This window comes from Streptomyces sp. NPDC013157 (assembly GCF_042899865.1).
Classification (GTDB): domain Bacteria; phylum Actinomycetota; class Actinomycetes; order Streptomycetales; family Streptomycetaceae; genus Streptomyces.
Genome location: NZ_JBIBAK010000010.1, coordinates 270,328 through 296,494 on the forward strand (window position 1 = coordinate 270,328; position 26,167 = coordinate 296,494).

Annotated in this window: 20 protein-coding genes; 14 read left to right on the forward strand and 6 right to left on the reverse strand. The window is 72.3% G+C overall.

Annotated elements, in window-relative coordinates; all coding sequences use genetic code 11:
- Positions 1-46 precede the first annotated feature (46 nt).
- A complete protein-coding gene (locus tag ACFY6U_RS28760; protein WP_390042799.1) occupies positions 47-643 on the forward strand; it encodes a histidine phosphatase family protein in 597 nt (198 codons plus the stop codon).
- A gap of 119 nt (positions 644-762) precedes the next feature.
- On the opposite strand, the gene ACFY6U_RS28765 is transcribed toward ACFY6U_RS28760, so the two are convergent.
- Complete coding sequence (locus ACFY6U_RS28765; protein WP_390042801.1) at positions 763-2,241, reverse strand: hypothetical protein; 1,479 nt, start codon at positions 2,239-2,241, stop codon at positions 763-765.
- A gap of 255 nt (positions 2,242-2,496) precedes the next feature.
- Here ACFY6U_RS28765 and ACFY6U_RS28770 point away from each other — a divergent pair, with 255 nt between their 5' ends.
- Positions 2,497-2,877, forward strand: a complete 381-nt coding sequence (locus ACFY6U_RS28770) for a hypothetical protein (RefSeq protein ID WP_390042803.1) — start codon at positions 2,497-2,499, stop codon at positions 2,875-2,877.
- Between the two features lie 36 nt (positions 2,878-2,913).
- Positions 2,914-3,786: a spermidine synthase gene (locus tag ACFY6U_RS28775; protein ID WP_390042805.1), complete on the forward strand. Its 873-nt coding sequence runs from the start codon at positions 2,914-2,916 to the stop codon at positions 3,784-3,786.
- Positions 3,787-3,957: 171 nt separating this feature from the next.
- On the opposite strand, the gene ACFY6U_RS28780 is transcribed toward ACFY6U_RS28775, so the two are convergent.
- Complete coding sequence (locus tag ACFY6U_RS28780; RefSeq protein ID WP_390042806.1) at positions 3,958-4,488, reverse strand: hypothetical protein; 531 nt, start codon at positions 4,486-4,488, stop codon at positions 3,958-3,960.
- Positions 4,489-4,586: 98 nt separating this feature from the next.
- On the opposite strand from ACFY6U_RS28780, the gene ACFY6U_RS28785 reads away from it, so the two are divergent.
- The 4 genes from ACFY6U_RS28785 to ACFY6U_RS28800 all read left to right on the forward strand — a co-directional run bounded on the left by ACFY6U_RS28785 (position 4,587) and on the right by ACFY6U_RS28800 (position 9,368).
- Entirely contained in the window at positions 4,587-5,297 is a 711-nt protein-coding gene (locus ACFY6U_RS28785; protein WP_093502626.1) for a response regulator transcription factor, read from the forward strand.
- Positions 5,294-6,733: a sensor histidine kinase gene (locus ACFY6U_RS28790; RefSeq protein ID WP_390042808.1), complete on the forward strand. Its 1,440-nt coding sequence runs from the start codon at positions 5,294-5,296 to the stop codon at positions 6,731-6,733. The genes ACFY6U_RS28785 and ACFY6U_RS28790 overlap by 4 nt, the downstream gene beginning before the upstream one ends.
- A 132-nt stretch (positions 6,734-6,865) precedes the next feature.
- The gene (locus ACFY6U_RS28795; protein WP_390042810.1) at positions 6,866-8,356 is read left to right on the forward strand and encodes a cellulose binding domain-containing protein; all 1,491 of its coding nucleotides are present in this window, start codon (positions 6,866-6,868) and stop codon (positions 8,354-8,356) included.
- Between the two features lie 109 nt (positions 8,357-8,465).
- Positions 8,466-9,368, forward strand: coding sequence for a hypothetical protein (locus ACFY6U_RS28800; protein WP_390042812.1), 903 nt, complete (start codon positions 8,466-8,468; stop codon positions 9,366-9,368).
- Between the two features lie 123 nt (positions 9,369-9,491).
- Here the strand turns inward: ACFY6U_RS28800 and ACFY6U_RS28805 are convergent, their stop codons facing one another.
- A complete protein-coding gene (locus tag ACFY6U_RS28805) occupies positions 9,492-10,922 on the reverse strand; it encodes a GH1 family beta-glucosidase (RefSeq protein WP_390042814.1) in 1,431 nt (476 codons plus the stop codon).
- Between the two features lie 628 nt (positions 10,923-11,550).
- On the opposite strand from ACFY6U_RS28805, the gene ACFY6U_RS28810 reads away from it, so the two are divergent.
- From ACFY6U_RS28810 to ACFY6U_RS28830, 5 genes are all read left to right on the forward strand, one after another.
- Complete coding sequence (locus ACFY6U_RS28810) at positions 11,551-12,867, forward strand: ABC transporter substrate-binding protein (RefSeq protein WP_390042816.1); 1,317 nt, start codon at positions 11,551-11,553, stop codon at positions 12,865-12,867.
- 215 nt (positions 12,868-13,082) lie between these two features.
- A complete protein-coding gene (locus tag ACFY6U_RS28815) occupies positions 13,083-14,075 on the forward strand; it encodes a carbohydrate ABC transporter permease (RefSeq protein WP_123976749.1) in 993 nt (330 codons plus the stop codon).
- Between the two features lie 14 nt (positions 14,076-14,089).
- Positions 14,090-15,010 (forward strand): carbohydrate ABC transporter permease, encoded by a 921-nt coding sequence (locus ACFY6U_RS28820; protein ID WP_390042818.1) that lies wholly within the window; start codon positions 14,090-14,092, stop codon positions 15,008-15,010.
- A 230-nt stretch (positions 15,011-15,240) separates the two neighbouring features.
- The gene (locus tag ACFY6U_RS28825; protein WP_390042820.1) at positions 15,241-16,698 is read left to right on the forward strand and encodes a GH1 family beta-glucosidase; all 1,458 of its coding nucleotides are present in this window, start codon (positions 15,241-15,243) and stop codon (positions 16,696-16,698) included.
- A gap of 96 nt (positions 16,699-16,794) precedes the next feature.
- Entirely contained in the window at positions 16,795-17,850 is a 1,056-nt protein-coding gene (locus tag ACFY6U_RS28830) for a LacI family DNA-binding transcriptional regulator (protein WP_390042822.1), read from the forward strand.
- A 52-nt stretch (positions 17,851-17,902) separates the two neighbouring features.
- Here the strand turns inward: ACFY6U_RS28830 and ACFY6U_RS28835 are convergent, their stop codons facing one another.
- The 3 genes from ACFY6U_RS28835 to ACFY6U_RS28845 all read right to left on the reverse strand — a co-directional run bounded on the left by ACFY6U_RS28835 (position 17,903) and on the right by ACFY6U_RS28845 (position 20,447).
- Positions 17,903-18,925 carry a methyltransferase gene (locus ACFY6U_RS28835; protein ID WP_390042824.1) on the reverse strand — a complete coding sequence of 341 codons (1,023 nt, stop codon included), beginning with the start codon at positions 18,923-18,925 and terminating at the stop codon, positions 17,903-17,905.
- 57 nt (positions 18,926-18,982) lie between these two features.
- On the reverse strand, positions 18,983-19,777 hold the full coding sequence (locus tag ACFY6U_RS28840) for an SDR family NAD(P)-dependent oxidoreductase (protein WP_390042826.1): 795 nt from the start codon (positions 19,775-19,777) through the stop codon (positions 18,983-18,985).
- A gap of 94 nt (positions 19,778-19,871) precedes the next feature.
- Positions 19,872-20,447: a TetR/AcrR family transcriptional regulator gene (locus ACFY6U_RS28845; RefSeq protein ID WP_390042828.1), complete on the reverse strand. Its 576-nt coding sequence runs from the start codon at positions 20,445-20,447 to the stop codon at positions 19,872-19,874.
- Between the two features lie 118 nt (positions 20,448-20,565).
- On the opposite strand from ACFY6U_RS28845, the gene ACFY6U_RS28850 reads away from it, so the two are divergent.
- Together ACFY6U_RS28850 and ACFY6U_RS28855 are read left to right on the forward strand one after the other, a co-directional pair.
- On the forward strand, positions 20,566-23,280 hold the full coding sequence (locus tag ACFY6U_RS28850; RefSeq protein WP_390042829.1) for an AAA family ATPase: 2,715 nt from the start codon (positions 20,566-20,568) through the stop codon (positions 23,278-23,280).
- A 93-nt stretch (positions 23,281-23,373) separates the two neighbouring features.
- A complete protein-coding gene (locus ACFY6U_RS28855) occupies positions 23,374-26,157 on the forward strand; it encodes an AAA family ATPase (RefSeq protein WP_390042831.1) in 2,784 nt (927 codons plus the stop codon).
- Positions 26,158-26,167: the final 10 nt, after the last annotated feature.

A 26,167-nucleotide genomic window follows, 5' to 3' on the forward strand; every position in this document is an offset into this window, starting at 1 on the left:
ATGGAGGTGTCCCGCTCCCGAATTTCTCCCGGAAGGTTCTCCCCCCATGGCACCGCGCATCCTGCTGGCCCGGCACGGACAGACGGAGTGGTCACTGTCCGGCAAGCACACCGGCAGGACCGACGTACCGCTCCTGGAGGAGGGCCGGCGGGGGGCCAAGCTGCTCGGCGAGCGCCTGCACCGGCCGCCGTTCGACGGCCTCGCCGACGCCGAGGTGCGCACCAGCCCGTTGGCACGCGCGCGTGAGACGTGCGAACTCGCCGGCTTCGGCGACCGTGCCGCCCCCTGGGACACGCTGATGGAGTGGGACTACGGGGCGTACGAGGGCCTGACCCCGGCGGAGATCCAGTCCGTCCGCCCCGGCTGGCTGATCTGGCGGGACGGGGTGCCCGGGGGCGAGTCCCTGGCGGAGGTCACCGCACGGGCCGACGAGGCCGTGGCCTGGGCGCGCTCGGCCGACCGCGACGTGCTGATCTTCGCCCACGGGCACATCCTGCGGTCGATCGGGGCGCGGTGGCTGGGACTCCCGCTGGACTTCGCGTCCCGGATCCGGCTGAACCCGACGTCACTGTCCGTGCTGGGGTGGGCGTACGGGGAGCCCGCCATCGAGAGCTGGAACGATCTGGGGCACCTGGTCGGCTGACGGCGGGTGGGGGCTCGGGTGGGGTCGCTCACCGGCGCTTGCCGGGTTCCTCCCCCGGCCTTCGGCCGGGGGAGGAACTGCGCGACCAGCCCCCACCCACCCGCACCCGGAACTCGGCCCTATACGCCCCTCGGCGTGGACGCATGCCGGTCCAGGAACTCCTGGACGCCGCTCGCACGGCGGTGCGGCAGCAGTACCCGGGCCGTGCCCGCCAGCATGCCCTGGATCCGGGAGGACTGGACCTGGTCCAGCAGGTCCAGGACCCGCATGCCCGCCGTCGCCGCCTCGTCGGGGCGCCCTCCGCGCGCGAGGTCGTCCGCGAGTTCCGCCGTGTACAGCGCGATGTTCCTCGTGAAGTGCGGGTCCTGCAGCTCGGCGGCCCGGTGCGCGTGGCGCGCGGCACGGCGCCAGTCGCCCAGCGTGGACCAGCACTGCGCCTCCAGGCCCTCCAGCTCGGCCTCTCCGTAGAAGCTCATCCACTCGGGGTCGGCGTCCGAGTGGCCCCGCTCGAAGAGGGCCTGTGCGCGGGCCAGCGCCTGTTCGGTGCCGGTGCGGTCGGCGAGCCCCGCCCAGCCGCCCGCCTCGCGCAGCGCGAGGAGGGACATGAGGCGGGCCGAGCCGAGGGGCCGGCCGACCCGCTGCGCGGCCTGGGCCGCGCGTACCGCCTCCCGGGGACGCCCGGCGTCGCGCGCGAGGAACGCCGTGTTGCAGAAGGCGTGCGCCTCCAGCCCCGGGTCCCCGGTCATCCGTGCCGTCGCCAGCGCCTCCGCGTAGTGCGAGCGGGCGTCGTCGAAGCGGCCGGAGTCATGGGCCAGCCAGCCCACCGAGATGGCCAGTTCACCGGCGCCCGAGTGCAATCGCTCGGCGGTCGTCTGCCGGGTCGCGCCCGCGTCAAGGAGCGCGTACGCCGCGCGCAGCGGAGCCGCCGCGCGCCGGTACAGCCCGTCCGCGCCGTGCCGGTCGTCCAGCAGCCGGATCCGGCGTACGGCTTCCTCCAGGGCGGCCGCGTGCGAGGACCCGGCACGGCGCACCGGCCGGTCCGCCGCCACGGCGTCGATGGTGAACCCCAGCGGGCCCAGCGTGGCGGCGGCCACGGTGGCGCCCCCGCCGGTCATGAATAGGCGACGCAGCACGTCGCTCTCCTCGTAGTTGTCGTGCGTCTCGTACGGGTCCTGCGGGTTCCGCATCTCGTGCGGGTCATGCGGGTCGTGCGGGTGGTACTGGTCCTGCGGGTCATACGGCTCGGCGGCCCCTTGCGTCTCACCCCGGGCGAGAACCAGGGGCACCTCCTCCGGCGGCCGCGCCGCGCGTCCGCGGACGGACGAGCGGGGCGCGAAGCCGAGGTCGGCGAGCGTGCGACCGGGGAACATGTGCAGGAACACCCGTTCGTAGGCGTAGTTCGGGCAGCGGATCTCACCCGCCTCGACCCGGCCGATGTAGCGCGCGTCACAGCTGACCCGCTCGCCGATCTCGCGGGCGGCACGCCGTACCAGCGCGGCGAACTCGGCCGGCGAGTGCCGGCCGCGTACCTGCCGGAAGGCGACGTTCGGCCGTACCGGCCGATCGGGCTGCGACGAGGCCGTGGTTGACGACGTCATGGCCGGGTCCTCTCGTGCGAACCGTCGAACCATGCCGGACTCGTGGTGGGTTGTCCGAGTGGACCCTTGATTCCGGCGGGCAAGAACGTACCTGCTGTGTCGGACCCGTGACGCTGTGTTTGGCTACAAACCGGATATCTCATCCACGATCTGCCATGAACTGCCATCCTTTGCGGCTGACTTCTGCCGTAGCCGTTGACGCGGTGGCGCGTTGGACCTCATGGACTGCAAGAGGGCTGCGCGGTGGAGGCCGGGATGGAGACCAGCCAGAGCAACGATCCTTGTGACGACGCGGGATGTGATCTCGTGACGGTGCCGGCCCGGCAGGGCCTGGAGGCGGTCGACATCCTGCGCCGGGGTGCCGGGGAGGCGGTGGGACCCGTGCTCCACGACGACGGGGGCGACACCCTCGGCTTCGTGGTGCCGGCCGGTACGGCGGCGGGCTGGGACCTGCCCGGCAGCACCTGTACCGGGACCGAGGGGCGCGGGCTGCGGCTGAACCCGGAGCCACCGGTCGAGGGCTCCGACTGGCTGCTGCCGCCCGGCCAGGCCGAGCTGGCGACCGATCCGGCGGTGCTGCGGCGGGCGCTCGGCGAGGCGGCCCGGATGATCGAGGCCGCGGACAGCTGCCGCTGAATTTCCCGGACGGCCGCGGCCTGGGAAAATAGCGGAATGGGCAAGTCCAGGAACTCACGTCGCCGGTCGGCCGCCGCTGCCGAGGCCGTGGTCGAGGCCGTCGACGGCGGCCTCGCCCAGCTCATCCCCGACCCCGACCGCGGCCGGGCCTGGACGCTGCTCATCGACGGCGCCCCGCAGTCGCACGTCGACCTCGACGACCCGGCGTACCTCTCCTTCGAGTACCAGCGCCGGCTCGGCCACGTCATCGACCTGGTCGCACCGCCGGGCAGGCCCGTGCAGGTCGTGCACCTCGGCGGCGGCGCGCTCACGCTGGCCCGGTACGTCGCCGCGACCCGGCCCCGGTCCACGCAGCAGGTCGTGGAGCGGGACGCGGCCCTGGTCCAACTGGTGCGGCGCGAGCTGCCGCTGGACGCGAACGCGCGCATACGGGTGCGGTCCGTGGACGCCCGGGAGGGACTGGGCAAGGTTCCGGAGGCGTGGGCGGACCTGGTCATAGCGGACGTGTTCAGCGGGGCGCGCACTCCGGCGCACCTGACGTCCACGGAGTTCCTGGACGCCGTGCGGAGGGTGCTGCGGCCGGGGGGCGTGTACGCCGCCAACCTCGCGGACGGGCCGCCGCTGGCCCACCTGAGGGGGCAGATCGCCACCGCGGGGGCGCGGTTCGCGGAGGTCGCGGTGGTGGCCGACCCCACGGTCTGGCGGGGGAAACGGTTCGGCAACGCGGTGCTGGTGGCGGCCGACGTCCAGCTCCCTGTCGCGGAACTGACCCGGCGTTGCGCGTCCGATCCGCACCCTGGGCGGGTCGAACACGGGCGGTCTTTGCGGGACTTCACGGGCGGCGCAGTGGCCGTGACCGATTCAGTGGCCGTGGCGTCGCCTTCCCCGCCGCCTTCGGTGTTTCGTTGAGCCTGCGGGCCGGTGGGGGCTGATCGCGCAGTGCCTCCCCCAGCCTTCGGCCGGGGGTACCCCCAGCGCCCCTGAAGGACTTAGCTGCGGGCAGGCGTGCCGCAGGGCGGCACGGGTGGGCGCCGCGGCACCCTGCAGCGCCGGTGAGCGTCCCCACCCCCGGCGCAGCTGTCAATACGTCTCCACCTGCACCTGCGGCGCGCTGTCGTGCCAGGTGCAGAACACCGAGACGCGGTCCGTGCTCCTGCTGAACTCGACGCGGATCCACGTCTCCGTCTTCCAGACCTGCATCGACCAGCCCGTCCCCGGTGTCGCCGACACGAGGGTCGCGCCGGCGCTGCCCAGGTCGAAGACCGCCCGGCCGCCGTCGGTGTCGTAGGCCTTGACCTGGCCCGAGGCGGAAGCGGAACCGGTGGCGGACGGGCTCGGGGCGGTCGTGGAGGTCCTGGACGGCGTCGGTGTGGGAGACGCCGACGGGTGCGGGGAAGCGGTGCGCGAGGGGCTCGGGGCGCGGGCCGTGGACGAGGCGAGGGGCTTGGAGCCCTGGGTCGCCGGGTCGTCGTCCGCCGCCGTGACGGTCAGGGCGCGGGGCGGCGCGTAGGCCGTGGCCGCCATCACCGTGTGGACGCCCCACCACGACAGCGTGACCGCCGCGCCCGTGGCGAGCAGCCAGGCCATTACGTGTACGAGTCCTCTGCGCATCGCGGGCCATACTGCCTCAGGGGCACCGCGGTGCGCACTCGACCCGAGTTGTCCACAGCCCCCGACCGGCGCCTGCCGCATGGCGTACGGTGCGGCGCATGGCAAGTGTGCTCGTGGTCGAGGACGACCAGTTCGTACGCTCGGCGCTCATCCGGCATCTCACCGACGCCTCGCACACCGTGCGCAGCGTCGGCACGGCACTGGAGGCGCTGCGCGAGGTCGCCCATTTCCGTTTCGACGTCGTCGTGCTGGACCTCGGACTGCCGGACCTGGACGGCTCCGAGGCGCTGAAGATGCTGCGCGGCATCACCGACGTGCCCGTCATCATCGCCACCGCCCGCGACGACGAGACGGAGATCGTCAGGCTGCTCAACGCGGGGGCGGACGACTATCTGACGAAGCCGTTCTCCGTAGAGCACCTCTCGGCGCGGATGGCCGCCGTGCTGCGCCGGGCGCGGTCGGGCGGGGGCGAGCCGGCGCCGTCGAGCGTGCTGCGGGTCGGCGGGCTGGCCGTCGATCCCCTGCGCAGGCAGGCCGAGTTGGACGGGGTGCGGCTCGATCTCACCCGGCGGGAGTTCGACCTGCTGGCGTTCCTCGCCGGGCGGCCGGGGGTCGTGGTGCCGCGCAAGGAGCTGCTGGCGGAGGTGTGGCAGCAGTCGTACGGGGACGACCAGACCATCGACGTGCATCTGTCGTGGCTGCGGCGGAAGTTGGGGGAGACGGCGGCCCGGCCGCGGTATCTGCACACACTGCGGGGTGTCGGCGTGAAGCTGGAGCCGCCGGGCGGGGAAGCGAGGCCGGTCGGATGAGATGGGCTCTGGTCAAGGTCTGCCTGGCGGTCACCGCGATGGTCGTGGTCGCCTTCGCCGTTCCGCTCGGCCTGGTCGTCAAGGAGCTGGCCCGCGACCGGGCGTTCTCCAACGCCGAGCGGGAGGCCGCCGCCGTCGCCCCCGCCCTCTCCATCACCACCGACCGGGACAAGCTGGAGCGGGTGGTGGCCTCGGCCGGCGCCGACCGGGGCATGGCCGTGCACATACCGGCGGCCGGTGGCCAGGCCGCCGTCGACATCGGGCGGCAGCGCGCCGCCGACCGGGACATCGCGGCCGTTCGGAAGCTGGGGCGGGCCTCCACGACCGGGGTGGCCGGCGGGTCGACCCTGCTGCAGCCCGTCGCGCTGAGCTCCGGTGCCATCGCGGTCGTCGAGGTGTACGTGCCCGAGTCCGAGGTGACCAACGGCGTCGGCACGGCCTGGGCGGTGCTCGCCGCCGTCGGCCTGGCACTGATCGTCGGCTCGGTCGCGGTCGCCGACCGGCTCGGCGTACGGATGGTGCAGCCCGCCCAGCGGCTGGTGGAGGGCGCGCACGAACTGGGGGAGGGCAAGCTGGGGGCGCGGGTGCCCGAGGAGGGACCGAACGAACTGCGGCTGGCGGCGGTCGCGTTCAACTCGATGGCCGACCAGGTCGTACAACTGCTGGCGAACGAGCGGGAGCTGGCCGCCGATCTGTCGCACCGGCTGCGCACTCCGCTGACCGTGCTGCGGCTGAACGCGGCCTCGCTCGGGGACGGGACCGCCGCCGAGCAGACCCGGGCCGCGGTCGCGCAGTTGGAGCGCGAGGTCGACACCATCATCCGGACCGCCCGGGAGGCGAAGCCGCAGACGGCGGCCGTCGGGCCGGGCGCCGGGTGTGACGCGGCCGAGGTGGTGCGGGAGCGGATGGGGTTCTGGTCCGCGCTCGCCGAGGACGAGGGCCGCAAGTGGCGGGTGGCCGGCGTGGACCGGCCGGTGCGCATACCCGTGGCCCGCGCCGACCTGGCCGCCGCGCTCGACGCGCTGCTCGGCAACGTCTTCCGGCACACCGCCGAGGGCACCGCCTTCGCGGTCGACGTGCACAACGCGGAGGACGCGGTGATCGTGCTGGTCTCGGACGCGGGACACGGCATCCGGGACCCGGCGGCGGCGATGGCCCGCGGGCGGGGCTCCGGGGCGGCCGGGTCGACCGGGCTCGGCCTGGACATCGTGCGCCGGCTCGCCGAGTCGACGGGCGGTGACGTGCGGATCGGGTCGTCGGTGCTGGGCGGGACCGAGGTGCGGATCTGGATCCAGCTGGACGGCCGGAAGCCGGAGCGCAAGGGGCACCGGGGGGCGGTGCGCCGGCGCCGTCCGCGCAGGCAGCCGGGAGACCCGGGCCGGAGCGGAACCGGCGGAACCGGGGGAACCACCGGGCGAATTGGTCTCGACCTTTAATCGGTCCCGATGCCTTCCTTAAGCGCACCCTAAGATCCTCAACAGCCGTCCCTATCAGGCCGTTTGTCCGATTCCTGGCCGCTAGCGTGCTGCCGCACCCCACCCCCTTTGGCAGGCGAAGGCAGGCACGGCATGAGCACGCACCGGCGCAGAATCAGCAGCAGGAACAAGGTGATAGGCGGTCTGGTCGCCGCGGCCGTGGTCGGTGGCGGGGCGATCCTGTTCACCGGCATCGCGCAGGCGGCCGGGGTCGGCGCCGCGTACACGAAGACCAGCGACTGGTCGACCGGGTACACCGCGCAGTACGTCGTCACGAACAACAGCGGTGCCAGGGAGCAGACCTGGACGCTGGAGTTCGACCTGCCGGCCGGCGCGAAGCTCAGCTCGCTGTGGAACGCCGAGTACACCGTCAGCGGGCAGCACGTCACCGTGAAGCCGCCGAAGTGGGACACGGACGGCCTCGCGGCCGGCGAGTCGGACACCGTCGGCTTCGTGGTCAACGGCAGTGGGGACCCGACCGGCTGCCGTATCGACAACACGAGCTGTTCGGCGGACGGCACGGCGACCCCGGAGCCGAGCGGCCGCCCGACACAGTCCGCCACCTCGACCGCGACGGCCACCCCGACCGCGAAGCCGACGGCCACGGCGACCGCCACCGCCACCTCCACCCCCACCGCGACGGCCACCCCCACCGCCTCCCCGACCCAGACCACCGGATCCGGCACCACCGCCTCCGCCGGGTTCGCCCCGTACGTCGACACCTCCCTCTACCCGGCGTTCGACCTCCTCGCGGCGGCGAACGCGACCGGCGTGAAGAACTACAACCTCGCCTTCGTCACCGACGGCGGCGGCTGCACGCCCAAGTGGGGCGGCGTGACGGACCTGGCGAGCGACGGCGTGGCGTCCCAGATCGGCGCGCTGCGCGCCAAGGGCGGTGACGTCCGGGTCTCCTTCGGCGGCGCGTCCGGATCCGAACTCGCCACCACCTGCTCCTCGGTGGACGCGCTGGCGGCGGCGTACGGCAAGGTCGTGGACGCGTACAACCTGACCAAGGTCGACTTCGACGTGGAGGGCGGCGCACTGCCCAACACCACGGCGAACACCAACCGCGCGAAGGCCATCGCCAAGCTCCAGGCCGCCCACCCGAACCTGGACGTCTCCTTCACCCTCCCGGTGATGCCGGAGGGCCTCACCCAGGACGGCGTGAACCTGCTGTCCAACGCCAAGGCCAACGGTGTGAAGATCAGCGCCGTCAACATCATGGCGATGGACTACGGCGCCTCGTACAACGGCGACATGGGCACCTACGCCATCCAGGCCGCCACCGCCACCCAGGCGCAGATCAAGAGCGTCCTCGGCCTCTCCGACTCCGCCGCCTGGAAGGCGGTCGCCGTCACCCCGATGATCGGCGTCAACGACGTCTCCGCCGAGATCTTCAAGGTGGACGACGCCGGCCAGCTCGTCGACTTCGCCAGGTCCAAGGGGATCGGCTGGCTCTCCATGTGGTCGGCCACCCGCGACCAGCAGTGCGCCGGCGGCGCCAAGTCCACCGCCGACGCCACCTGCAGCTCGGTCACCCAGGACAAGTTCGCCTTCTCGAAGGCCTTCGCGGCGATCGGCTGACCCGCCCCTCCGCCCTCCACAAGGCATAGGCCGGAGGCATGTTCACCCACACGGCTGAACTCACTGCCTCCGGCCCTTTCGTGCGCCGCCGCCTCGCTACTTTTCGCACATGGTCAGTTCACCGCATGAGGCGATGCATCAGATCTTCCGCGAGGACCCGGGTCTCTTCGCCCGGGCCCTGCCACGAGCGGGCATCCCCTTCCCCGAGCCCGTCGCGATCGAGCATCTGGACACCGATCTCACCGAGATCAGACCACTGGCCCGTCGCGTGGACACCTTGCTGCGCGTCGACACCGCGGAAGAGGGCAGTTTTCTCCTCGTCGTCGAAGCACAGGGCAAGCCGGACCCGGACAAGTGGAACAGCTGGACGTACTACCTCGCGCATCTCTACGCCAAGTACGCGCTGCCTCCGATCCTGCTGGTCGTCTGCAAGGAGAAGGCCACCGAGGCATGGGCGGCGGAACCGATCCGGGTCGGGCTGTCCGTGCACACCAGCATGATGGTCTTCCCGCTCGTCCTCGGCCCGGGCAACGTTCCCGCCGTCACCGACCCGGACCAGGCCGCCGAGGACCTGCCGCTCGCCGTCTTCACCGCGCTCGCCCACGCCAAGGATCCGGTACTTCCTGCGATACTGGACGCACTGGCGGCGGCAGTGGTCAACGCCGACGGCGAGGCAGGAAAACGCTGGGCGGAGTTCACCGAAATCGGTCTGGGAGACACCCGGGCCCGTGCACTGTGGAGGCATCTGATGGCCACCTACACCCCCCGATTCCCCGGCAGCGGCACGCTCATCGAGGAGACCCTCATCGAAGGCGAGACCAGGGGCCGCGCCGAGGGCCGCGCCGAGGGCCGCGCCGAGGACATCCTCCGCATTCTGGATCTCCGGGGCGTCGAGGTGGCCGAGGCGGAACGCGACCGGATCACGGACTGCGGGGACCTCGCGACCTTGGGCACCTGGTTCGACCGGGCCGTCACCGCCACAAGCGCCCAAGAGCTGTTCGCCGACGAGTGACGGCCCCCTGAAAGCCCGGTTCCCGCGCCCCAAAGGGGCGCGGGGCTGTACCGCATGTGCGGCCGGCGCCGCGTGGGCGCGCCCAGTCACGTCGGCGCCGGCCGAACGACGGGTGCCGCGGCCTCAGGCGACCGCCGCCCCCGTCGCCGGCAACGTCCCCGTGCGGGCCGCCTCCCCGTACCAGCGGGCGCTCGACTTCGGCGTCCGGGTGAGCGTCGCGTAGTCGACGTACACCGCGCCGAACCGCTTCCCGTATCCGTACGCCCACTCGAAGTTGTCCATCAGGGACCACAGGTAGTAGCCGCGCACGTCCGCGCCGTCGGTGATCGCGCGGCGCACCGCCGAGAGGTGGCCGTGCAGGTACGCGATGCGTTCCGGGTCGTGGACCGTGCCGTCCGGGTCGGGCTTGTCGTCGTAGGCCGCGCCGTTCTCGGTGATGTACAGGGGCAGGCCCGGCGCCTCGCGGGTGTAGCGCATGATCAGCTCGTGCAGGCCCGTCGGGTCGATCGTCCAGCCCATCTCGGTGCGCTCGCCCGGCGTCTGGTGGAAGGCGACGTCGTCGGCGCCGGGCCAGGGGGAGTGGTTGCTCGCGCCGTGGCCGTCCGCCCGCGGACCGCTCGCCCCGCCGGACACCGCCGACACCAGCGCGGGCGTGTAGTAGTTCAGCCCGAGGGCGTCCAGCGGCTGGTTGATCGCGGCCAGGTCGCCGTCGCGGACGTACGACCAGTCCGTCACCGACGCCGTCGCCTCGAACAGCGAGCTCGGATAGGCGCCGTGCAGGATCGGGCCGTGGAAGACGCCGTTGGCCAGGTCGTCGATCTTCCGGACCGCCGCCAGATCGGCCGGGTCCTGTGACAGCGGCCGTACCACCGAGGAGTTGAGGCTGATCGCGACCTGGTTGCGGGCCGGCATCACCGAGCGCAGCGCCGAGGTGCCCAGGCCGTGCGCGAGGTTGAGGTGGTGCGCGGCGTGCAGGGTGGCCGCCGGCTCGGTACGGCCGGGGGCGTGCACGCCGGAGCCGTAGCCGAGGAAGGCGCTGCACCAGGGCTCGTTGAGGGTGGTCCACTGCTCCACCCGGTCGCCGAGCGCCTCGCCGACGATCCGTGCGTACTCGGCGAACCGGTACGCCGTCTCCCGCTCCGGCCAGCCGCCCGCGTCCTCCAGCTCCTGCGGCAGGTCCCAGTGGTAGAGGGTGACCGCGGGCCTGATGCCCTTCGCCAGCAGCTCGTCGACCAGCCGGCGGTAGAAGTCCAGGCCGACCTGGACCGCCGGGCCGCGGCCGGTCGGCTGGACACGCGGCCAGGAGACCGAGAACCGGTAGGCGTTCAGGCCGAGGTCCGCCATCAGCGCCACGTCGTCGCGGTAGCGGTGGTAGTGGTCGACAGCGATGTCACCGGTCTCGCCGCCGGCCGTCCTGCCCGGCGTATGGCTGAAGGTGTCCCAGATCGAGGGGGTGCGGCCGTCCTCCCGTACCGCCCCCTCGATCTGGTAGGCGGAGGTCGCGGCGCCCCAGAGGAAGGCGGGAGGAAAACTCTCGGTCGGCGAATCGGGCATGGAAGCGCTCCCATGGTCGGCTTGGCGCCATTATGCATGGGAGCGCTCCCATGGCAAAGGGGGTCGGTCGGGCTCCAGCGGCTGCGGCAGGGGTGCGGCGCGTCCGGTTCCCGTAAGCCCCATCGGAAAGCCCATCGTTCACCTCTCGGCGGCCCCTCCGCTCGTGCCGCATCCCGGCCCCGGAAACCCCGAGCGCGCGGTGGTGCGCGGCGAAACTCCTGGGGCGCCGATCGCCGTCGCGTCTGTGACCTGCGTGATTCCTGGATGAGGCGGGCTGATGTCGGACCGGTGAAACCCCCCGGCGCGACACGTTCCCGTGACGTCCGGAACACGCTTAGGCAACAACGCCGTTTTCAAGTCTTGACAGTCGGCCCGACAGGAACCAGTCTTCCGGCATGCCGCGTGGGAGCGGTCCCACGGGGAGCCGGGGAATCTCTCCCGTGTGGAGCGAACCACCCCATGGCCTATCCCTCTGTCGTCACCGCACCTCGTTGACCAGCACCTTTTCACCGCACGTCGAGTGCTGTGGGCCGGCCGCTGCTCGCACCGAGAGGGCAGGTCCGGATCGCCGGTCCCCGGCGGTCTGTTTCCTGAGATCCCGTTCCCCACTGGAACAAGGAGTAGTGGAATGCGCATCACCCGTACCGGTCGTCGCGGCCGCAGAGCGGCGGCCCTGACCACAACGGTCCTGACCGCCTCGGCGCTGCTGCTGACCGGTTGCAGCAGCGACAGCGACTCGGACGCCTCGGACTCCAACGGGAACATCACTCTCACGGTGGCGGACTTCGGGCAGTTCGGCTACAAGGAGGCCGACCTGTTCGCGAAGTACCACAAGCTGCACCCGAAGATCACGGTGAAGGAAGAGACCACCGCCAACGAGCAGGACTACTACCCCAAGCTCCTTCAGCAGCTGAACACGGGCAGTGGCCTGGCGGACGTCACCGGCATCGAGGTGGGCCGCATCAAGGAGGTCGTCGACACCCAGGCGGCCAAGTTCACCGACCTGAGCAAGACGATCAACGTCAGCGACTGGGTCTCCTGGAAGGAGAAGCAGGCCACCGCCTCGGACGGCACGGTCATCGGCGCCGGCACCGACATCGGCCCGATGTCCCTGTGCTACCGCAAGGACCTCTTCGACAAGGCGGGTCTGCCCTCCGACCGCGACGCGGTCGCCAAGGCCGTCGCGGGCGGCTGGGAGGACTACCTCAAGCTCGGCGAGCAGTACAAGAAGAAGGCCCCGTCCGGCACCTACTTCATGGACTCCGCGAGCGCCATGTACAACGCGGTCGTCAGCTCCTCGGCGCAGCAGTACTACGACGCCTCCGGCAAGCCGATCTACAAGGACAGCCCCTCCGTGCAGCAGGGCTGGAACCTGGCCGCCGAGGCCGCCTCGAAGAAGCTGACCCACGGTCTGGCGCAGTTCACCGACGCCTGGACGGCGGCGCTGCGCAAGGGCAGCGTGGCGACCGTGGCCTGCCCCGCGTGGATGGCCGGGCAGATCTCCACCAACTCCGGTGACGCCTTCAAGGGCAAGTGGGACATAGCCAAGGCCCCCGGTTCGACCGCGGCCAACTGGGGCGGCTCCTTCCTCGCCGTGCCCAAGAGCGGCAAGCACGCCAAGGAGGCCGCCGAGCTCGTCAAGTGGCTGACCGCCCCGGAGCAGCAGGCCGAGGTCTTCAAGGCGATCGGTGTCTTCCCGTCGAACAAGGGCGCCTATGACCTGCCCGGCGTGAAGAACGCGACGCTCCCGTACTTCAACAACGCGCCGATCGGCCAGATCTACGCCGACGAGGCCAAGACCATCCCCGAGGCGGTGCTCGGCCCGAAGGACGCGACGATCAAGGACACCATCTCCACGCAGATCAACAACATGGAGCAGCGGGGCACCAAGCCCGCCGACGCGTGGAAGGCCGCGACCGAGGCGATCGACAAGGTGATCGGCTGACGACCCGCGGTGCGGGCGGCCCCGCCGGCCGCCCGCACCGCGCGCCGTGCCGTACGAGGTTCCGGTGCCCGGCGCGTGGGTAGGGCGCGCCGGACACCGGCGCGCCGCGTCCCCCGGCCGGGTCCGGTGCGGTGTCAGACCCCGACGTCGCCGTCCGGCCCCGCCCTGTCCCGCCCCTGTTCCCCGGCCGAATCCCCCCAGGAAGGAAATCCCCCGTGGCAACGACGACACCCACACGGGGTGCCCCCACCCCGCCCGCCGGCGGCTCCGGTGCCGTGCCGAACGGACGCGGTACCTGGCGCAGCCGGCTGTGGCGCCTCGACGACCTCGCGTCCCCGTACGCGTACATCGCTCCGTTCTTCCTCGTCTTCGGTGCCTTCGGGCTCTACCCGCTCCTCTACACGGGCTGGATCGCCCTGCACCGGGTGGAGATGACGAGCCTCAGCACGTCGGAGTGGGTCGGTTTCGACAACTTCACCAAGATCCTCCAGGACTCGGAGTTCTGGACGGCCGTCACCAACACCTTCCTGATCGGCGTCATCTCGACCGTCCCGCAGCTGCTCGTGGCCCTCGGCCTCGCCCACCTGCTCAACTACAAGCTGCGCGCCAGCACGTTCTGGCGGACGGTCGTGCTCACCCCGTACGCCACCTCGGTGGCGACCGCGGCCCTGGTCTTCGCCCTGGTGTTCCGGGCCGACGGCGGCATCCTCAACTGGGTGCTGCACTTCGTCGGCATCGGCAACACCGACTGGGGCAACGGCGAGTGGACGTCCAAGATCGCCATCTCGGTCATCGTGATCTGGCGCTGGACCGGCTACAACGCGCTGATCTACCTGGCGGCCATGCAGGCCGTGCCGACCGACCTGTACGAGGCCGCCTCCATCGACGGGGCGACGCGCTGGCAGCAGTTCCGCAAGGTGACCATCCCCTCGCTGCGGCCGACGATCCTGTTCACCATCGTCATCTCGACGATCGGCTCCATGCAGCTGTTCGGCGAGCCGCTGCTGCTCCAGGGCGGCACGCTCGGCTCCACCGGCGGCAACGAGCACCAGTACGAAACCCTCAGCATCTACCTCTACAACTACGGCTGGAAGCTGGGGCATCTCGGTCCGGCCGCGGCGGTCGCCTGGGCCATGCTCGCCCTGCTGCTGCTCATCGCCCTGATCAACCTGATCGTCGGCCGGTTCCTGCGCAAGAGCGCGGCCTGACGGGAGCGATATCGATGACCACGACCAGCCCCACCAACACCGCACCGAGCCTCGACCCGGTGCCGCCGGTCGCCTCCCCGGGCAGGAACCGCGTACGACTCAAGCTCGGCGCCGGGCAGCAACTGAAGGGCGGCCCCCTCACCTACCTCGCCCTGGTCGTCGTCGGCCTGGGCTCGGTCTTCCCGCTGTACTGGACGCTGGTGGCCGCCTCGCACGACCAGCAGCGGGTCCTCGACAGCCCACCTCCGCTGCTGCCGGGCGGCAGGCTGTGGAGCAACCTCCAGGACGCCTGGGAACAGGCCCACCTGGGCAAGGCCATCGTCAACAGCGTGATCGTGGCGGGCTGCATCACCGCGGCCACCCTGTTCTTCTGCACCCTGGCCGGCTACGCCTTCGCCAAGATGCGGTTCCGCGGCCGGGGCGCCCTGATGACCGCGGTCATCGCCACCCTGACGATCCCGCCGCAGCTCAGCGTGGTCCCGCTGTTCATGATGATGGCGGACATCGGCTGGGGCGGAAAACTGGAGTCGGTGATCTTCCCGACCCTGGTCGGTGCCTTCGGTGTCTTCTTCATGCGCCAGTACCTGCTGGAGGCCCTGCCCTACGAACTCATCGAGGCGGCCAAGGTGGACGGGGCGACCAACATCCGCATCGTGTGGAACGTGGTCCTGCCCGCGGCCCGGCCCGCGATGATGGTGCTCGGCATGCTCACCTTCGTCCAGGCGTGGAACGACTTCTTCTGGCCCTTCCTCGCCCTGAACCAGGACAACCCCACCCTCCAGGTCGCGCTCGGCCAGCTCAGCGCCTCCTACACCCCCGACCAGAGCATCGTCATGGCCGGCGCGCTGATCAGCACCCTGCCGCTGCTGCTCGTCTTCGTGATCTTCGGCAAGCAGATCGTCGGAGGCATCATGGCGGGCGCCGTCAAGGGCTGACGCCGGGCGGTCCGCCCCACCCGTTTCCGCCGGTCCGCCCCACCGCGTTCCGGCGGTCCGCCCCCGGGCCCGGCGGCGTCCCGCACCGTCCGCCGTCCCGTACGGGTCCGCCCCGGGTGCGGGCCCGTGCCCGCGTGCGACCCGGTCGCCTCCTCGCAGCAAGACCCCTTCTCCGCTTCTCCCCTTCTCCCCTTCCCCCCTTCTCCACGCCACTCCGGGAGCGTTCTCAGATGACCGCCGTACGAACCGAGACCACTGCCCAGTCGGCCTCAGACACCTCCTTCCCGCCCGGCTTCGTCTGGGGGGCCGCCACCGCCGCTTACCAGGTGGAGGGCGCCGCCGCCGAGGACGGTCGTACGCCGTCGATCTGGGACACCTTCAGCCACACCCCCGGGAGGGTCCGCAACGGCGACACCGGTGACATCGCCGCCGACCACTACCACCGGTACAAGGACGACGTGGCGCTGATGAAGGACCTCGGCCTCAAGGCCTACCGGTTCTCCGTCTCCTGGTCCCGGGTGCAGCCCACCGGACGCGGGCCCGCGGTCGAGCGCGGCCTCGACTTCTACCGGCGGCTCACCGACGAACTCCTCGAAGCGGGCATCGCCCCGGTCGCCACCCTCTACCACTGGGACCTGCCGCAGGAACTGGAGGACGCGGGCGGCTGGCCGCAGCGGGACACCGCGCACCGCTTCGCCGACTACGCCGAGATCATGGCCCGGGCCCTCGGGGACCGCGTCGGGGTGTGGACCACCCTCAACGAGCCCTGGTGCAGCGCCTTCCTGGGGTACGGCTCCGGCGTGCACGCCCCGGGGCACACCGACCCGGCCGCCACCCTGCGCGCCGCGCACCACCTCAACCTGGCCCACGGGCTGGCGATCGGGGCGCTGCGGGAGAACCTGCCGTCGACCGCGCAGACCTCCATCACCCTCAACCTGCACCAGGTGCGCCCGCTGACCGACAGCGCCGCGGACGCCGAGGCGGCCCGGCGTATCGACGCGGTCGGCAACCGGATCTTCACCGGCCCGATCCTGGACGGCGCCTACCCCGAGGACCTGCTCGCCGACACCGCGCACCTCGTGGACTGGGCGGAGCTGGTGCACGACGGCGACCTGGCCGAGATCTCCCGCCCGATCGACCTGCTCGGCGTCAACTACTACTCGCCGACCGTGGTCTCCGCGGCCGTCGAGGGCGGCGCCGGCACCCGCAACGACGGCCACGGCGCGAGCGACCACTCCCCGTGGACGGGCGCCGACGACGTCACCTTCCATCTGGCCAACGACCAGCTCACCGCGATGAACTGGGCCATCGACGCGAGCGGACTGCACACTCTGCTGACCGGCCTGGCGGCCTCGCACCCGGGGCTGCCGCTGATGGTCACCGAGAACGGCGCCGCCTTCGACGACTACGTCTCGCCCGAGGGCCGGGTGAACGACCCGCAGCGGATCGCCTACCTCCACTCCCACCTGGACGCCGTCCGGCAGGCCGTCGCCGACGGAGCGGACGTGCGCGGCTACTTCCTGTGGTCGCTGCTGGACAACTTCGAGTGGTCCTACGGCTACTCCAAGCGCTTCGGCGCCGTCTACGTCGACTACGGCACCCAGCGCCGCATCCCCAAGGCGAGCGCACACTGGTACGCGGAGGTGATCCGCCGGAACGCGCTGCCGAGCGCCGGTGAGCAGGGCTGACCCGGTACGGCCCCGGGGGCGTGACGGGGCCCGGAGCGGCCGGGTCCCGGCTGTTACATTTCCTGGCCTGAGGGCTGCGAACGGAAGGCGGCGACCATGACGGTCAAGGGCGAGCGGGGCCGGGGCACTCGGCGGCCGACCCTGGAGGAGGTCGCCGCCCGGGCCGGCGTGGGCCGCGGCACGGTGTCGCGCGTGATCAACGGCTCGCCCCGGGTCAGCGACGCGACCCGCGCGGCGGTGGAGGCGGCCGTCAACGAACTCGGCTACGTCCCCAACACCGCCGCCCGCGCGCTGGCCGCCAACCGCACGGACGCGATCGCGCTGGTCGTTCCCGAGCCGGAGACCCGGTTCTTCGCGGAGCCGTACTTCTCCGACATGCTCAGCGGCGTCGGCGCCGAACTCTCGGAAACCGAGATGCAGTTGCTGCTGATCTTCGCGGGCAGCGACCGCGAGCGGCGCCGGCTCGCGCAGTACCTGGCCGCGCACCGGGTGGACGGGGTGCTGCTGGTGTCCGTGCACGCCGACGACCCGCTGCCCGACCTGCTCGCCCAGCTGGAGATCCCGGCCGTGATCAGCGGCCCCCGCTCGGCGGAGGAGACGCTGACCTCGGTGGACTCCGACAACTACGGCGGCGCCCGGTCGGCCGTGGAGCACCTGCTGACCCGCGGCCGCCGCACGATCGCCCACATCACCGGCCGGCTCGACGTGTACGGAGCCCAGCGCCGCGTCGACGGCTACCGCGACGCCCTGCGCGACGCGGGCCGTGCCGCGGACGAACTCCTCATCGAACCGGGCGACTTCACCGAGGAGGGCGGCCGGCGGGCGATGGCCCGGCTGCTGGAGCGCGAGCCCGGCCTCGACGCCGTGTTCGCCGGCTCCGACGTGATGGCGGCGGGCGCCCGCCAGGTGCTGCGGGTGGCGGGCCGCCGCATCCCCGAGGACGTGGCGCTGGTCGGGTACGACGACTCGGCCATCGCGCGTCACATGGACCCGCCGCTCACCAGCGTCCGGCAGCCGATCGAGGAGATGGGCCGCGCGATGATCGACCTGCTGCTGGCCGAGATCGCCGACCGGCGTCCGGCCGCCGCCCGGGGGCTGGAGCGCCGGCACGCGGTACTGCCGACGGCGCTGGTGGCCCGGGCGTCCTCCTAGTTCTCCGGGCTTTCAGGGTTCTCCGGGCTTTCAGGGTTCTCCGGGAGGCGGGTCACTTGGTGGCGTAGGCGGCGGTGTAGCCGCCGACGAGGGGACGGGCCTCCACCTTGGCGAAGCCGGCGGCCCGGAGCCACTCGGTGACGTCCGCGACCGTGTACTCGGATCCGCCCTCGGTGTCGATGAGCATGTTGAGCGACAGCACCAGGCCGTAGGTGTGGTGGCGCCGCTCGTCGTCGATCATCGCGTCGTAGACGATGAGAGTGCCGCCCTCGGGCAGCGCGTCGTAGGCCTTCCGGAGCAGGAACCGGCGCTGTTCCAGGTTCCAGTCGTGGAGGATCTGCCCCATGACGTAGACGTCGGCCGCGGGCAGCGGGTCGGAGAAGAAGTCCCCGCCGTGGAAGGTGAGGCGGTCGGTCAGGCCGTGGGCGGCGACGAACTCGTCGAACACCGGGCCGACGGGGGGAAGTTCGAAGACGCCTCCGGTGATGTCGGGGTGGGAGCGCAGGACGGCGGCGGGCACGGCGCCGAGGGCTCCGCCGAGGTCGACGACGTGGCGGCGGCCGGTCCAGTCGAAGTCCGCGGCCAGCGCGGCGGCGAGGGGGGTGCTGACGCCGTTCATGCCGTTGAGGAAGGCGCGCCAGGCGACCGGGTCCTGGCTGAGCGTGGCGAAGAACGGGGCGCCGCTGTGCGCTACCTCGTTCTGGAGGGTGCCGGTCCGCAGCGCGTCGGTGAGGTTGTTCCAGAAGCCGAAGAGACGGGAGTTGGCCATCTCGAGGATGCCGCCCACGTACGACGGCTTGGCCCGGTCCAGGAACACGTCCGCGGCGGGGGTGTTGCGGTAGGTGCCGTCCTCGTCGCGGGTCAGCACGTCGAGCGAGACCAGGGCGTCGAGGAAGTCCGTGGCGGATCTGGGGTGCAGGCCCACCTCGGAGGCGAGGGACTCGCGGTCGCGGCCGCCGCCGGCCAGCGCGGTGAAGACTCCCAGCTCCACCGCGCTCAGCAGTGTCTTGGAGGCCATGAAGCCGAGGCCGAGCCGAAGAAGCGGCTCAGGGGTGATCGGGGCGTCGATCGACATTTCTTTTCTCCACTCGGATGTGAAGTCGGACCTTGAACGGCAGGTGACGTGCGGGTCTCAGAGCGTCTTGGTCTGGCCGCCGTCGACGAGGGTCTCGGTGCCGGTGATGTTGGCGGCCAGAGGGGAGGCGAGGAACAGGGTCAGGTCGGCGATCTCGTGCGCCTCGCTGATCCGCCCGGACGTGATCCCCATGCTCTGCGGCACGATGACGTCCAGCGCCTCCTGTGCGGTGGTCCCGGCTGCCGCGGCGGTGGCGTCGGCGAAGCCGCCCGGCGCGGTCCAGAACGGCGTGCGGACCGGGCCCGGAGCGATGGCGTTGACGCGCACGCCCTGCGGCGCGAACTCCTCGGACAGGGACTTGTTCAGGTTGGTCAGCGCCGCCTTGGCCGCCGAGTAGTCGACCACCATGGGGAAGGGCAGCCGGGCGTTGATCGAGCTGATGTTCACGATGGCCGCGTCACCCGCCGCGATCAGGTGGGGGAGGGCGGCGCGGGTGGTGCGGACGGCGCTGAAGAAGGTCAGGTCGAAGATCCGCTGCCAGTCGGCGTCGTCGACCTTGAGGAACGACTCGCGGGGTTCGGCGGCGCCGACGTTGTTGACCAGGATGTCCAGGCGCTGGTGGCGCTCCACGGCCTGCTGGATCAGGGACTCCGCGCCCGCCGTGGTGGACAGGTCGACCGGCACGAACGTGACGTCGTGGCCGGCCGCCAGGGCGTCCAGTTCGGGGGTGGAGGTGCGGCTGCCGGCCACGACCTTGACGCCTTCGCGGACCAGCTTCTCGACCACGGCCAGGCCGATGCCCTTGCTGGCTCCGGTGACGACGGCGACCTTGTCCTCGAGGTGCAGTTCCATGACGGTTCCTTTCTGGATTGATCAATACATAATTACGGTATGACTTCCCGCGAGTGGGGGTGCGGGTGCGGCGATTCGGGGTCGCCTGTGGCGGTCAGTCCAGTGCGCGCATCGCCACGGACAGGGCGTCCTCCGCGAACTCCCTCCCCGTGCGCGCCTGGCCGACTATGCGGATCCCCTGGATGAAGGTGGTGAGGAACCGCGCCAGTTCCCGCGGATCCTTGTCGGGGGAGAGCTCGCCCCGCGCCTGCGCCTGCTCCAGGGCTCCGGCGAGGAAGGACTCGACCTGCCGGACGGCGATGGTGACGCGGTCCGCCGCCGAAGGCTGCTCACCGCACTGTGTGGAGGCGCTGACCACGAGGCAGCCGCGCGTGGGTTCGGCCAGGTCCGCCTCGATCATGGAGGTGAGCACCTTGCGGACCGCGGGCCGGATCCCGGTCGTCCCGTCCAGGGTCTCCTGCAGGTCGCTGCCCTGGAGGGAGGTGTAGCGCTCCAGGCAGCGGACGTAGAGCTGTTCCTTCGAGCCGAAGGCCGCGTAGAAGCTGCCGCTGCCGATGGACAGCTCCTGCAGCAGGTCCTGCAGGGACGTCTCGGCGTAGCCGCGGCGCCAGAACAGGTCCATGGCGCGGTCTGTCGCCTTGTCGACGTCGAATTCCCTGGTGCGTGCCATGCGGCAAGAGTAGCCCACTTTGTGGAATAGTCAATCCACAATGAGAGGGCCGGTCGCGGGGCAGTACCCTGAGCTTCCAGACAGACCGAGTCCGGGGGACCCGGCTGATGGGGGGAACGTGGAGCTCGTCGGTCGGGACGATCAGCTGGATCTGCTGCGCCGGCTGCTGGCCGAGCCGCGGAGCCACGGGAGCGCGGTGCTGGTCCGCGGGGCCCCCGGCATCGGGAAGACGGCGTTGCTCGCCGAGACCGCCGCCCTCGCCGAGGGGCTCGGCCACCGGGTCCTGCGCACCAGCGGTGCCGAGGCCGAGAGCGACATCCCCTACGCCGGTCTGCAGCTCGTCCTGCGCCCGCTGGCCGCGGAGGCCGCCGAGCTCGCCGTCCCGCACCGGCAGGCGCTGGACACCGCCCTCGGGCATGCCGAGGCCGGTGTGCCCGACGTCTTCCTGGTCGGCCTGGCGGTCCTCAACCTCCTGGCCGACGCGGCCGCCCTCGCGCCGGTACTGCTCCTGGTCGACGACGCCCAGTGGCTCGACGACGCCACCGCCAGCGTCCTGGCCTTCGTGGCGCGCCGGGTCGGTACGGAGCCGGTGGTCATCGTGGGAGCCGCACGCGAGGGCTACCGGTCGCGCCTGAACTCCGACGAACTCACCTCCGTGACCCTGGGGCCGCTCACGGACGGCCAGGCCGCGCAACTCCTCGCGGACCGCGCTCCGGACCTGCGGCCGACCGCGCATCGCCGGCTGCTGGCCGAGGCCGCCGGGAACCCCCTGGCCCTGACCGAACTCTCCCGCACACTCGGCGCGTCGGCCGATCCGCACATGTCCCAGCTGCCGCTCACCGAGCGGCTCGAACGGGCCTTCACCGACCGCCTGGAGACCCTGCCCGACATCACCCGCAGTCTGCTGCGGATCGCGGCCCTCAACGACAGCTCGTCGCTCCCCGAGACCTACCGTGCGACCCGGCTGTTCACCGGCGCCACGGCCGGACCCGCGGAACTCGACCCGGCCGTGCGCGCCCGGCTCGTCCAAGTCGTCGGCAACGACATCAGGTTCGGGCATCCGCTGATGCGGTCGGCGATCCACCAGACCATGCCCACCGGCGTCCGCCACGCCGCACACGCCGCGCTCGCCGCCGTGCTCTGGGAACACCCCGACCGGCAGCTGCGTCACCGCGCCGCCGCGGCCGACGACCCGGACGAGACGGTCGCCGCCGCGTTGGAGGACGCCGCTCACCGGGCCGCACACCGTGGCGGCATCGCGGCGGCCGTCACGGCCCTCGAACAGGCCGCCGCACTCAGCGAGGAAGCCGACCGCCGAGCCGAACGGCTGCTGCGCGCAGCCGACTTCGCCGTCGAACTCGGCCGGCCCGAGACCGTGACCCGGCTGCTGGACCAGGCGCTCACCGGACCGCTGTCGCGACGGCAGCACGCCACGGTCGTCTGGCTGCGCGGCAGCTTCGACGAGGGACTGCACAGCCATGCGTCGGGCGCCAACTCCCTGACGGCCCTCGCCGAGGAGATGGCCGCGGAGGACCGTGCGCTGGCGCTGCGGATCCTGTGGAGCGCGGCACAGCTGTGCTTCTGGTCCGACCCGGGCCCGCAGGGCCGCTCCACGGTCCTGCGGGCCGTGGAGCGGATGGAGCTCGACGAACTCGACCCGTGGCGACTGGCCATCTGCGCCTACGCCGCACCGGTCGACCGCGGCACCTTCGTCCTGGAGCGCGCCCGGCACGTCGCCCTGAAGGAGGGCGACGACGGCCGCGCCTACCGCATGCTCAGCACCGCCGCGCTCCTCGTCGGCGGCTTCGACCTGGCGCGGGCGTTCTCGGCGGCCGGCGGCGCCCCGCTGCGTGCCCAGGGACGCCTGGGGCTGCTGGCCCGGACGGTCGGCGCGGACGCGTGGAGCGCTCTCGTGGTCGGCGACCTCGGCGCGGCGATCGCCGCGACCGAGGAGTCACGAAGGCTGGCGCGCGAGACCTGCCAGACGATGATGTACGCGCTGATGACCGCCACCGCCGCCAAGCTGGCCGCATTGCGCGGTGAGGTGGATTCCGCCCTGGCGCTGGCCGAGGAGGCGGAGGAGATCGGGCTGCCGGCCGGGGCCCGTCCGGTGCTGGCCACCGCGTCGATGGCGCGCGGGCTGGCCGCGCTGGGCGCGGGCCGGTTCGAGGAGGCCTTCGGCCAGTTCCGCCGGCTGCACGATCCGGCGGATCCCGCGTTCCAGGTCGCCCTGCGGCTGACGGCCGTGGGCGACCTCGTCGACGCGGCGACGCACTGCGGGCGGCCGGACGCCGTGCTCCCGGTCGTGACGGAGCTGGAGGAGGTCGCGACGGTGACCTCCGCGCCGGTGCTGCACGCCGAACTGCGTCTGGTCCGGGCACTGCTGGCCGCCGACGAGGACGCCGACCCGCTGTTCGCGGACGCGCTCGACGCCGACCTCGGCGCCTGGCCGCTGATCAGGGCCCGTACCCACCTGGCCTACGGCGAATGGCTGCGGCGCCGGCGGCGCAGTGTCGAGTCCCGCGACCACCTCCGCGCCGCCCGCGACATGTTCGACGCGCTCGGCGCGATCCCCTGGGGGGAGCGGGCCCGCCGGGAGCTGCGCGCGGCGGGCGAGACCAGCCGCCGCCGGGCCCCGGACGCCCGGGACCGGCTGACCGCCCACGAACTGCAGATCGTCCAGCTCGCCGCCGAGGGCCTGACGAACCGCGAGATAGGCCAGCGGCTCTACCTCTCGCACCGTACCGTCAGCTCGCATCTCCACCGGATCTTCCCCAAGCTGGGCGTGGCCTCGCGCGCCGAACTGCGGACGGTGGTCAGCGCCCTGCGGTGACCGGCACACCACCGTCACATGACGCTCGCTTCCGCCGGCGCGGTGCTCCTAGCGTCCCCATGTCAGGACAGCGACAAGCAGGGGAGCGGTCCCATGAGGGGGAACGGCGTCCAGCACGCATCCGGGCTGCCGATCGTCGGCCGTCATATCGAACGCGAGGCCATCGGGCGACTGCTCGACGCGGTACGCGACGGCCTCAGCGGAGTCCTGGTGCTGACCGGCGAACCCGGGATCGGCAAGACCCGGCTGCTGGAGTACGCCGCGGACCGGGCCGCGGAGCTCCGCGTGGTCCGGCTGACCGCGGCCGAGACCGAGACCGGTCTCGGCTACGGCGCGCTGCACCGGTTGCTGCGGCCGTTCCTGAACGGTACGGATCGGCTGCCCGGGCCGCAGCGGGCCGCGCTGGACGCGGCCATGGGCCTCGCGCCGGGGCCGCCCGCGGACCGCTACCTGGTCGGGATGGCGACACTGACGCTGCTCTCCGAGGCCGCCGCCGACCAGCCGCTGCTGTTCCTGCTCGACGACGCGCAGTGGCTGGACCGGGAGTCGGCCGAGGCGCTCGCGTTCCTCGCCCGCCGGCTGCACGCCGACTCCCTGGGCCTGATCATCGCCGTCCGTGACGGGCTCGCGGACAACGGCCTCTTCGACGCGCTGGACGTGCACTCCCTGACCGGTCTGCCCGAGCCGGAGGCCAGGGTCCTGCTCTCCTCCGTCGCCCGGCGGGTGGACGCGGACGTGGCCGGCCGGATCGTCACCGGCACCGGCGGCAATCCGCTCGCGCTGCTGGAGCTCGCCGACGCCCTGGCTGCCGAACAGCTGTCCGGGGTCGCCCCGCTGCCCGATCCGCTGCCGGTGAGCCGGCTCCTCGAGGACCACTTCCAGCGCCTGGTCCGAGCCCTGCCGGCCGAGACCGCAACCCTGTTGCTGCTGCTCGCGGCCGCCCCCTCGGACGACACGGGGATGATGTGGCGGGCCGCCGGGCGCCTGGGCCTGTCCGCCCGCGCCGTCCAGCCCGCGGCCGCCGTGGGAGTCCTCGGCCGGGACATGCCTCCCGCCTTCCGGCATCCCCTGATCCGCTCGACGGTCTACGCCGCGGCCGAACCCGGCGAGCGCCGCCGGGTGCACGCGGCACTGGCCGCCGCCTGCGACCCCGTCCGGGACGCCGACCGCCGCGCCTGGCACCGGGCGGAGGCCGCCGAGGGCGTGGACGACGGCGTCGCCGACGACCTGGCGGCCGCCTCCGAGCGGGCCCGCGCCCGCGGCGGCTACTCCCAGCAGGCCCTGTTCCTGTCGCGTGCCGCCCATTTCACCGGCGCCCCGGAGAAACGGGCCGTGCGGCTGCTCGACGCGGCCCAGGCCCATCTGATGTCCGGTGACGCGCCGGCGGCGGGGACCGCGCTGGACCTGGCCGTCGCCGGCGTCCGCGGCCCGGCGATGCGCACGCGCGAACTGCGGATCCGGGCGACCGTGCTGATGTTCCAGGTGGTCGTCGCCGACGTCCCGGCGATGCTGATGGACGCCGTGACCCGGCTCGGTACCCGGGACCCGCGGCTGACCTGGGAACTGCTCCGGGAGGCGCTGCACGCCGCGCTGGTCGCCCACGACACGGTGCGGGGCACGTCGCTGACCGAGGTCGCGGCGGCCGCCGTCGCCGCGCGGCGCGACCCGGACCTCGTCGTACGCGGCCGCGACCTGCTGATGGAGGGGCTGGCCCGCCGTGTGGCCATGGGCTACGAGCACAGCGCGCCGGTGCTGCGTACCGCCATGGACCTGCTGTCGGGCGGTGGCGGGACCGGGGACGCGAACAGTCCGTTCGCGGTGATGGTGGCCATGGCCTGCGACGATCTGTGGGACGTCGAGGCCAGGCGCCGAGTCGCCGACCGGCTGGCGGCGACGGACCGCGCCGGGGGCGCGCTGTACGCGCTCAGCATGTCGCTGCTCGTCCAGGCGCACTACGAACTCTGGGACGGACGCCTCAAGCAGGCGGAGGTCCGCTACGCCGAGTTCGACGACATCGTGGCCGACACCGGCTTCCCCGGCGGCGGAGACCTCAACCGGATCCGGCTGTTCGCCCTGACCGGCCGGGAGGCCGAACTACGGGCCGCGGTAGCGCGGATCACGGAGATGCGGAGCATGGGCCACGGCCTGCTCCGGTTGCTGGCGCAGCACGCGCTGACCCTGTTCGAGCTGGGGCGGGGCCGCTACGGGCAGGCGATGACGCACGCGCTGGAGGTCTTCGAGGCGGACCCCCCGGCCTGCGGCAACCTCGTGCTGCCGCTGATCGTCGAGGCCGGCGTCCGCACCGGCGACCGGGACAGCGCGGACCGGGCCCTGGCCCGGCTGGAGGAACGCGCCCCGCTCGCCGGTACTCCCTGGGCGCTGGGGACACTGGCCCTCGGCCGGGCGCTGACGGCGGACGGCGACGACGCCGAGAAGTTCTACCAGGAGTCGGTCGAACTGCTGGGGCAGGGTCCGCTGGGCCTGGAACTGGCCCGGTCCCGGCTGCTGTTCGGCGAGTGGCTGCGCCGCCGCAAGCGACGTTCCGATGCCCGGAGGCAGTTGCGCGCCGCGTACGAGAGCTTCGACGCCTTCGGCGCGGTGCCGTACGCCGAGCGGGCCCGGATCGAGTTGCTGGCCACCGGCGAGAAGGCCCGCAGGCGGACCGAGGAGACCAGGTTCGATCTCACCCCGCGGGAACGGCAGGTGGCCGCCATGGCCGCCTCGGGGCTGACCAACGGGGAGATAGCGGCGCGGCTGTTCGTCACCGCCTCGACCGTCGAGTTCCATCTGAACAAGGTGTTCCGCAAGCTCGGCATCACCTCCCGGAAGCAGATCCCGCGCGCGATCGGCGAACCCGGCCCGGAGACCGGGGGGTGACCCCGTGGGA